This window comes from Variovorax humicola, assembly GCF_037889915.1.
GTDB lineage: Bacteria > Pseudomonadota > Gammaproteobacteria > Burkholderiales > Burkholderiaceae_C > Variovorax > Variovorax humicola.
On record NZ_JBBKZV010000022.1, the window covers coordinates 106,916 to 116,010 of the forward strand.

The 9,095-nt window shown below is 63.0% G+C and carries 11 protein-coding genes; 9 read left to right on the forward strand and 2 right to left on the reverse strand.

The window, feature by feature from the left end; translation table 11 throughout:
- Positions 1-25 precede the first annotated feature (25 nt).
- Positions 26-1,030: a porphobilinogen synthase gene (hemB, locus tag WKW80_RS26270; protein WP_340366516.1), complete on the reverse strand. Its 1,005-nt coding sequence runs from the start codon at positions 1,028-1,030 to the stop codon at positions 26-28.
- The gene (locus tag WKW80_RS26275) at positions 1,027-1,377 is read right to left on the reverse strand and encodes a hypothetical protein (RefSeq protein ID WP_340366517.1); all 351 of its coding nucleotides are present in this window, start codon (positions 1,375-1,377) and stop codon (positions 1,027-1,029) included. Before WKW80_RS26275 ends, hemB begins: the two co-directional genes overlap by 4 nt.
- Between WKW80_RS26275 and WKW80_RS26280 the strand changes: the two genes are divergently transcribed.
- The 9 genes from WKW80_RS26280 to WKW80_RS26320 all read left to right on the forward strand — a co-directional run.
- A complete protein-coding gene (locus WKW80_RS26280) occupies positions 1,345-1,782 on the forward strand; it encodes a CopD family protein (RefSeq protein WP_340366518.1) in 438 nt (145 codons plus the stop codon). The genes WKW80_RS26275 and WKW80_RS26280 overlap by 33 nt on opposite strands.
- Positions 1,783-1,786: 4 nt before the next feature.
- Positions 1,787-2,896 carry a VanZ family protein gene (locus WKW80_RS26285; RefSeq protein WP_422822965.1) on the forward strand — a complete coding sequence of 370 codons (1,110 nt, stop codon included), beginning with the start codon at positions 1,787-1,789 and terminating at the stop codon, positions 2,894-2,896.
- 9 nt (positions 2,897-2,905) lie between these two features.
- Positions 2,906-3,259, forward strand: coding sequence for a (2Fe-2S) ferredoxin domain-containing protein (locus WKW80_RS26290; protein ID WP_340366520.1), 354 nt, complete (start codon positions 2,906-2,908; stop codon positions 3,257-3,259).
- A 2-nt stretch (positions 3,260-3,261) separates the two neighbouring features.
- Complete coding sequence (locus tag WKW80_RS26295; protein WP_340366521.1) at positions 3,262-3,894, forward strand: alpha/beta hydrolase; 633 nt, start codon at positions 3,262-3,264, stop codon at positions 3,892-3,894.
- 24 nt (positions 3,895-3,918) lie between these two features.
- Positions 3,919-5,088, forward strand: a complete 1,170-nt coding sequence (locus WKW80_RS26300) for a D-alanyl-D-alanine carboxypeptidase family protein (RefSeq protein WP_340366522.1) — start codon at positions 3,919-3,921, stop codon at positions 5,086-5,088.
- A 210-nt stretch (positions 5,089-5,298) separates the two neighbouring features.
- Positions 5,299-5,676: a 30S ribosomal protein S12 gene (rpsL, locus tag WKW80_RS26305; protein WP_174328402.1), complete on the forward strand. Its 378-nt coding sequence runs from the start codon at positions 5,299-5,301 to the stop codon at positions 5,674-5,676.
- 174 nt (positions 5,677-5,850) lie between these two features.
- Entirely contained in the window at positions 5,851-6,324 is a 474-nt protein-coding gene (gene rpsG, locus WKW80_RS26310; protein ID WP_114968651.1) for a 30S ribosomal protein S7, read from the forward strand.
- Between the two features lie 83 nt (positions 6,325-6,407).
- On the forward strand, positions 6,408-8,507 hold the full coding sequence (fusA, locus tag WKW80_RS26315; protein WP_340366523.1) for an elongation factor G: 2,100 nt from the start codon (positions 6,408-6,410) through the stop codon (positions 8,505-8,507).
- A 144-nt stretch (positions 8,508-8,651) separates the two neighbouring features.
- The coding region (locus WKW80_RS26320; RefSeq protein ID WP_340366524.1) for a GTP-binding protein at positions 8,652-9,095 on the forward strand (444 nt) is incomplete at its 3' end.

Consider the following 9,095-nt stretch of genomic DNA (forward strand, 5'->3'; position numbering starts at 1 on the left):
GCGCTGATGGAGCGCGCGAAAGACGCTATTGTTTTTGTAGCAAGCGGGCCGCGTCAAGCGCAAAGTAGGTGAGCACGCCGTCAGCGCCGGCGCGCTTGAAGGCGAGCAGGCTTTCGAGCATGACCGCGTCATGGTCGAGCCAGCCGTTCTGCGCGGCGGCCTTCAGCATCGCGTATTCGCCGCTCACCTGGTAGGCGAAGGTCGGCATGCGGAACTCGTCCTTCACGCGGCGCACGATGTCGAGGTACGGCATGCCCGGCTTGACCATCACCATGTCGGCGCCCTCGGCAATGTCCATGGCCACCTCGCGCAGCGCTTCGTCGCTGTTGCCGGGGTCCATCTGGTAGACCTTCTTGTTGCTCTTGCCGAGATTGGCAGTCGAGCCGACCGCGTCGCGGAAGGGGCCATAGAAGGCGCTGGCGTACTTGGCGCTGTAGGCCATGATGCAGGTGTGGATCGCGCCGCTGGCTTCGAGCACGTCGCGGATCGCGCCGATGCGACCGTCCATCATGTCGCTGGGAGCCACAATGTCCACACCGGCTTCTGCTTGAGTGAGTGCCTGCTTCGTCAATACTTCAACGGTCTCGTCATTGAGGATGTAGCCCGTGTCGTCGAGCAGCCCGTCCTGGCCGTGGCTGGTGTAGGGGTCGAGCGCGACGTCCGTCATGACGCCCAGTTCGGGGAAGTGCGACTTGAGCGCCGCGACAACGCGGGGAATCAAACCGTCTGGATTGAAGGCCTCGTCGCCCGTCGGGGTCTTGAGGCTGCCGTCGATCACCGGGAACAGCGCCATCACCGGAATGCCATGTGCCACGCATTCCTCGGCCACTGGCAGCAACAGGTCGAGGCTCAACCGGTCGACACCCGGCATCGATGCAACGGCGTCGCGCTTCTTTTGGCCCTCCTGCACAAACACCGGATAGATCAGGTCATGGGCGCTCACCGCGTATTCGCGCACCAGATTGCGCGAGAAGGCATCACGACGCAGCCTGCGCGGACGGCTGGCAGGGAAGGGGGCAAGGGGGGTCATATCGAAAATTGTGCCTGAAGTGACGGAGACGCCGGCTCTGCTATTTCTGCACGATCGTTCGTCCGTTTATCCGGGAAGAACGAAACGTTTAGTTGTACCTTTAGTGCCACAAACGTCAAAAAATAGTTACGAACGACTTGAAAGGATGAATCGGCTTTGTTAAATTCCTTCTTGGACGACTTGTCGTCCCCCGCTTTTCCTCCCTGAGCGGGTGCCTTGATGTGTGACAGCAAAAGGGCTTCCTGGCCCGGCGTTTTGACGCCGGGCTTTTTTTTGCCCCTTCGGCGCAGGGTGGAGCCAACTAAACTTTCCGGATGCTCTGGTTCAATCTGGTCAAGTCGTTGCACATCGTTTTCATCGCAAGCTGGTTCGCCGGACTCTTCTATCTGCCGCGCATCTTCGTGAACCTGGCCATGGTGCCGCCGGAGTCGATCGCCGAACGGGCACGGCTGCTGCTCATGGCGCGCAAGTTGATGCGCTTCACCACTATTCTCGCGGTCCCCGCACTGGTCCTCGGAGTTTGGCTGTGGCTTGGATTCGGCGTCGGACGGGGGCCCGGCAACGGCTGGCTGCATGCGAAGCTTGCGCTGGTGCTCGTGGTCATCGGCTACCACCACGGCTGCGGCGTGCTCCTGCGCCGGTTCGAGGCGGGCACGGACCGGCGCAGTCATCGCTGGTACCGCTGGTTCAACGAAGCGCCGGTGCTGCTCCTGCTGGCCATCGTCCTGCTCGTGGTCGTGCGGCCTTTCTGACCTGGTGGCTGCGCACAAGACAACCGCACTGCCGCTCACGCTGGCCTATGCGGCGCTGATTGTCTACGCCAGTCTCTATCCGTTTTCCGACTGGCGTGACCAGGGCATTGCACCCTGGGCATATCTGACCGCGCCATGGCCCAAGTACTGGACCGGATTCGATCTCGCCATCAATGTGATGGGCTATGTCCCCTTCGGGTTCCTGTCGGCCCTGACCGTGCTTCGCACACGCACGGGAATCGGCGCACTGGGCGCCGTGCTGCGCGCCACGCTCGCCGGCGCGGCGATCTCGTTCGCCATGGAGACGCTGCAAAGCTACCTGCCGGTTCGTGTGCCCTCCAATGTCGACCTCAGCCTCAATTCGGCCGGTGCGTTTCTTGGCGCAGTGGTGGCGGTGGGACTCGAGCGGCTCGGCGTCATCGAGTACTGGCATTCGGCTCGTTCGAAATGGTTCGTCGAGGAGCCGCGTGGCGCACTGGTGCTGCTCGCGCTGTGGCCGATTGCGCTGTTGTTTCCGGCGGCGGTGACTTTTGGGCTGGGGCAGGTATTCGAGCGGGTCGAGGCCGGCATCTCTGAGCTTCTGATGGACACGCCGTTCATCGACTGGATGCCGGTACGACAGTTCGAACTGGAGCCGCTGGTTCCGGGTGTCGAGCTGCTCTGCGTGATGCTGGGTGCACTGGTGCCATGCCTGCTGGGGTTGACGGTGGCGCGCTCGGTGCCGCAGCGCGCGTTCCTGTTGTCGATGACGTTGCTGGCCGGCATTGCCGCCAGTGCGCTGTCGGCTGCGTTGAGCTACGGGCCACCGCACGCCTGGTCGTGGCTCAGCTTGCCTGTGCAAGTGGGCATCGCGGCGGCTGTGGTCGTCGGCGTGCCCTTGCTCTGGGCCCCACGCCGGCTGTGCGGCGGCTTGTTGATCCTGGCACTGGTCGTGCACCTGAGCTTGCTGAACCAGGCGCCCGAAAGCGCCTACTTCGCCCAGACGCTTGCAACCTGGGAGCAGGGTCGCTTCATCCGCTTCAACGGCTTGGCGCAGTGGCTGGGGTGGCTCTGGCCCTTCGCGACGCTCGGCTACGTCGTGCAGGGGCTCTCGCGCCGCGGCGGGCAATCCTAGAATGCGCCGATGCCCACGTCTCCGACCCCTGTACCGAGCGGCTATTACGCCCGTCACATCTTTTTCTGCCTGAACGAGCGCAAGAATGGCGAAGACTCCTGTTCCCAGCACAACGCACAGGCCGGCTTCGACCACTGCAAGATGCGCGTCAGGCAGGCGGGGCTCGCCGGACAGGGCAAGGTTCGCGTGAACAAGGCGGGCTGCCTTGATCGCTGCGCGGGCGGGCCGGTGGCCGTGGTGTATCCGGAAGCGGTCTGGTACAGCTTCGTCGACATGGAAGACATCGACGAGATCGTCGATTCGCATCTGAAGAACGGCCAGGTGGTCGACCGCCTCCTGCTGCCGCCTGACGTGGGACGCTGAACTTGAATCCGCGAACCGAGAAAATCCAGTTGCGCGGCGCCGCCGGCGTCATCGAGGCGCTGCGCGACGCGCCGGTCGCCGGCACGGGGTCGCAAGGTGTTGCTGTGATTGCGCATCCGCATCCGCTTTTTGCCGGGACCATGGACAACAAGGTGGTGCAGACATTGGCGCGCGCTTTTGTCGGTGCCGGTTGGACGGCCGTGCGCTTCAACTTTCGCGGTGTCGGCGCGAGTGAAGGCGTGCACGACGAAGGCCGCGGCGAAAGCGAAGACATGCTGGCGGTGGTGCAACAGGTCGCTCCCGATGGACCGTTGTCGATCGCCGGCTTCTCGTTCGGCGCATTCGTCGCGATCAACGCGCTGCAGTCGATTTGGGACGCACGCGAAATCCAGCGCATCGCCCTGGTCGGCCCGAGCGTCGAGCGCGTACCGCCGCCGCCATTGCCCGCCAACTCGCATGACCGCGCGCTGGTGGTGCATGGCGAGCAAGACGACACGGTTTCACTCTCTGCCGTGATGGATTGGGCTCGCCCGCAGTCACTTCCTGTCACAGTCGTTCCCGGAGGCGGTCATTTCTTTCACGGACAATTGCCGCTGCTCAAGAGTCTCGTAGCCCGCCACTTGCGCGCGGGCTAGCTCTCCTTCGTTCCCAGCTCTCCCATGACCCGTTTTTCGAAAGCGCTGCGTGCGCTGCTGCTCGCTGCCGGTCTGCCGCTGTGCATGTCGGCATTCGCCCAGGTTCCCGCGCCACCAGAGGTCGCGGCCCGCAGCTACTTGTTGATGGACGTCACGGCCAATCAGATCCTGGCGCAAAAGGACATCGACACCCCGGTCGAACCCGCTTCGCTGACCAAGCTCATGAGTGCCTACGTGGTCTTCGATGCGCTGCGTGCCAGGAAGATCACCCTGACGCAAACCCTGCCAGTCAGTGAACGCGCCTGGAAGATGCCCGGCTCGCGCATGTTCATCGACCCGAAGATGCAGGTGCCGGTGGAGGACCTGATCAAGGGCCTGATCGTGCAGTCGGGCAACGACGCGACCGTGGCGCTGGCTGAAGGGGTGGGCGGCACGGTCGAGCATTTCGTCGAGCTGATGAACGAGCAGGCCAAGGCGCTCGGCATGAAGAACACCGCATACAAGAACCCCGAAGGCCTCGCCGCGCCCGGCCACACGACCACGGCGCGCGACCTGAGCATCCTCGCCGCACGCCTGCTGCGCGACTACCCGGACGAGGTGAGGTACTACGCCATCAAGAAGTACCGCTACCCGGGCACCCCGTCGACCAACGAAACCAACCGCAACCTGCTGCTGTTCCGCGACCCGACCGTCGACGGACTGAAGACCGGCCACACCGACGCCGCCGGCTTCTGCATGATCGTCACGGCCAAGCGATATTTCCCGAACCTCTCCGGCGGCCGTCGCCTGCTGACCGTCGTGCTGGGCGCCTCCAGCGAAAACGCCCGCGCCAACGAATCGCAAAAGCTGCTGAACTGGGGGTACACGGCCTACGACGCAGTCCGGCTTTTCGATGGTGGCCAACCCGTCGCCACGCCGGCTGTCTGGAAGGGCAAGCAGAACACGATGAAGATCGGCCGCGTCGAGGCCATCGTCGTGGCCGTGCCCTCGGGCTCGGCCGGCAAGATCAGGACGCAGATTGCGCGCCCTGACCCGCTGGTGGCGCCGTTCGTCAAGAACCAGACCGTCGGCTCGCTCAAGGTCACCCTGGCCGACCAGCCCGTGACGGACGTTCCGCTCGTGGCGCTCGAGTCCGTCGAGCAGGCCGGCGTCCTCGGGCGCGCATGGGACGCCATGCGGCTCTGGATCAAGTAGTTCGGCCCGCCCCGCCCCGCCGGGGTCGCGGGGCCGGTTTCGGGGGCGGGGGCGGGGGCGGGGAATTGCTCCGAGAAGGTCTGGCTGCTATACTCGTGGGCTTTTCGGAAAATTCCGAAGGGTTTCACGTTTTCGTCATCTGCGGCGCCTGGTGTCACGACCGGACCACGAAAGAAGTTTCGGCCGCAGTAACTTTGGACTTATTCATTCATGCCAACCATCAATCAATTGGTGCGTCAGGGCCGCGAAGTTGAGAAGATCAACTCGAAGAGCCCTGCCATGCAGAACTCGCCGCAACGTCGCGGTGTCTGCACCCGGGTCTACACCACGACCCCCAAGAAGCCGAACTCCGCTCTGCGTAAGGTTGCCAAGGTGCGCCTGACCAACGGTTTCGAAGTCATTTCCTACATCGGCGGCGAAGGCCACAACCTGCAGGAACACAGCGTCGTGCTGGTTCGCGGCGGTCGTGTCAAGGACTTGCCCGGTGTTCGCTATCACATCGTGCGCGGTTCGCTCGACTTGCAAGGCGTGAAAGACCGCAAGCAGTCGCGCTCCAAGTACGGTGCGAAGCGCCCGAAGAAGGCCTAAGCCTTCCGGTTTCCCGAAGGATTCGTCCTTCTGTCGTTCTCATTCAGCGGTGTTCGGCGTGCCCAGGCTGGCACATCGAACGAAGTGACCCAATGTCGGGTCGAGTAAGTGAGAGTTTTTGTTAGCTCTCGCGGTGCCGGAAACGGTGCCAACTGAAGCAAAGAGGTTAGAAAAATGCCACGTCGTCGCGAAGTCCCCAAACGTGAAATCCTGCCGGACCCGAAGTTCGGCAATGTCGAGCTGTCCAAATTCATGAACGTGATCATGGAAGGCGGCAAGAAGGCTGTTGCAGAGCGCATCATCTATGGCGCCCTGGAACAGATCGAGAAGAAGAACCCGGGCAAGGACCCGGTCGAGGCCTTCACCATGGCCATCAACAACGTCAAGCCCATGGTCGAAGTGAAGTCGCGCCGCGTCGGTGGTGCGAACTACCAGGTGCCCGTCGAAGTGCGCCCGGTCCGTCGTCTGGCCCTGTCGATGCGCTGGATCAAGGAAGCCGCCCGCAAGCGCGGTGAAAAGTCGATGGCCCTGCGCTTGGCCAACGAACTGATGGAAGCCACGGAAGGCCGTGGCGGCGCGATGAAGAAGCGCGACGAAGTGCACCGCATGGCCGAAGCCAACAAGGCTTTCAGCCACTTCCGCTTCTAAGCACCGTCCTTCAAATCAGACCTGGCTTGAAGCCCGACCTGCCGTGTGGTGGGCGGGCTTTCCGCCGTTAACGGAGTAATCTCATGGCACGCAAAACCCCCATCGAGCGGTACCGCAACATCGGTATCTCGGCGCACATCGACGCTGGCAAGACCACCACCACCGAGCGCATCCTGTTCTACACCGGCGTGAACCACAAGATCGGCGAAGTGCACGACGGCGCCGCCACGATGGACTGGATGGAGCAAGAGCAAGAGCGTGGCATCACGATCACCTCGGCTGCCACCACCTGCTTCTGGAAGGGCATGGCCCAGAATTTCCAGGAACACCGCATCAACATCATCGACACCCCCGGCCACGTCGACTTCACGATTGAAGTCGAGCGCTCGATGCGCGTGCTCGATGGCGCCGTGATGGTGTACGACGCCGTCGGCGGCGTTCAGCCCCAGTCGGAAACCGTCTGGCGCCAGGCCAACAAGTACAAGGTGCCCCGCCTCGCGTTCGTCAACAAGATGGACCGCACCGGCGCGAACTTCCTGCGCGTTCGCCAGATGATGGTCGACCGCCTGAAGGCCAACCCCGTCGTGATCCAGATCCCGATCGGCGCCGAAGACAAGTTCCAGGGCATCGTCGACCTCGTGAAGATGAAGGCCATCATCTGGGACGAAGACAAGGGTGTGACCTTCACCTACGGTGAGATCCCGGCCGACCTGGTCGACGTCTGCAACGAATACCACGAGAAGCTCGTCGAAGCAGCCGCCGAATCCAGCGAAGAGCTCATGAACAAGTACCTCGAAGGCGAAAAGCTTTCGGAAGAAGAAATCAAGCTTGCCATTCGCACTCGCACCATCGCCGGCGAAATCCAGCCGATGCTGTGCGGCTCGGCCTTCAAGAACAAGGGTGTGCAAGCCATGCTCGACGCCGTCATCGAATACATGCCTGCGCCGACCGACATTCCGCCGGTCTCTGGCATGGACGAAGACGAAGCGCCCGTGGTGCGCAAGGCCGACGACGCAGAGAAGTTCTCGGCTCTCGCATTCAAGCTGATGACCGACCCCTTCGTCGGCCAGCTGACCTTCGTGCGCGTCTACTCCGGCGTGCTGAGCAAGGGCGACAGCGTCTACAACCCGGTGCGCGGCAAGAAGGAGCGTATCGGCCGTATCGTGCAGATGCACGCCAACAATCGCGAAGAAGTCAGCGAAATCCGTGCCGGCGACATCGCCGCCTGCGTCGGACTGAAGGAAGTGACCACGGGCGAAACCCTGTGCGATCCGGATTCGATCGTCACGCTCGAGCGCATGGTGTTCCCGGAGTCGGTGATCTCGCAAGCCGTCGAGCCCAAGACCAAGGCCGACCAGGAAAAGATGGGCATCGCCCTGCAGCGTCTCGCGCAGGAAGACCCCTCGTTCCGCGTAAAGACCGACGAAGAATCGGGCCAGACCATCATTTCGGGCATGGGCGAGTTGCACCTCGAAATCATCGTGGACCGCATGAAGCGCGAATTCGGCGTGGAAGCCAACGTCGGCAAGCCGCAAGTGGCCTACCGCGAAACCATCCGCAAGAGCGTGGACGAAGCCGAAGGCAAGTTCGTGCGCCAGTCGGGCGGCAAGGGCCAGTACGGCCACGTCGTGCTCAAGATCGAGCCCCAGGAAGCCGGCAAGGGCTTCGAGTTCGTCGACGCGATCAAGGGCGGCGTGGTTCCTCGCGAATACATCCCCGCGGTCGAAAAGGGCGTCATCGAAGCGCTCGGCCAGGGCGTGCTCGCCGGCTACCCGGTGGTGGACGTCAAGGTCACGCTGCACTTCGGTTCGTACCACGACGTGGACTCGAACGAAATGGCGTTCAAGATGGCCGCGATCTTCGGCTTCAAGGAAGGCTGCCGCAAGGCCAGCCCCGTGATTCTCGAGCCAATGATGGCCGTGGAAGTCGAAACGCCTGAAGACTACGCCGGCAACGTGATGGGCGACCTGTCGTCCCGCCGCGGCATGGTGCAGGGCATGGACGACATGGTCGGTGGCGGCAAGGCCATCAAGGCCGAAGTGCCGCTGTCGGAAATGTTCGGCTACTCGACGACCCTGCGCTCGATGTCGCAAGGCCGCGCCACGTACACGATGGAGTTCAAGCACTACGCCGAAGCTCCGCGCAACGTGGCCGAGGCGATCGTCGCCGCCCGCGCAAAGTAAGTTTTTCAAAGAACGGCGGGTGGCGCGCGGCGTCGCCCAACTTGTCTGCGATCCGGTGCCGCCCTGTTCCCGTGCGGGGCGAACCAGCAATCGGATGCAGACATAAAACCAATACACGGGGAATGCTCTTTCAAGGATTGAAAAATGGCAAAAGGCAAGTTCACCCGCACCAAGCCGCACGTCAACGTCGGCACGATCGGTCACGTCGACCATGGCAAGACCACGCTGACCGCTGCGATTGCCACGGTGTTGTCGACCAAGTTCGGCGGCGAAGCCAAGGCGTATGACCAGATCGACGCGGCGCCCGAAGAAAAGGCCCGCGGCATCACGATCAACACCGCCCACGTCGAATACGAGACGGCCAACCGCCACTACGCACACGTGGACTGCCCCGGCCACGCCGACTACGTCAAGAACATGATCACCGGCGCCGCCCAGATGGACGGTGCGATCCTGGTGTGCTCGGCCGCCGACGGCCCGATGCCCCAGACCCGTGAACACATCCTGCTGGCGCGCCAGGTGGGTGTGGGCTACATCATCGTGTTCCTGAACAAGTGCGACATGGTCGACGACGCCGAGCTGCTCGAG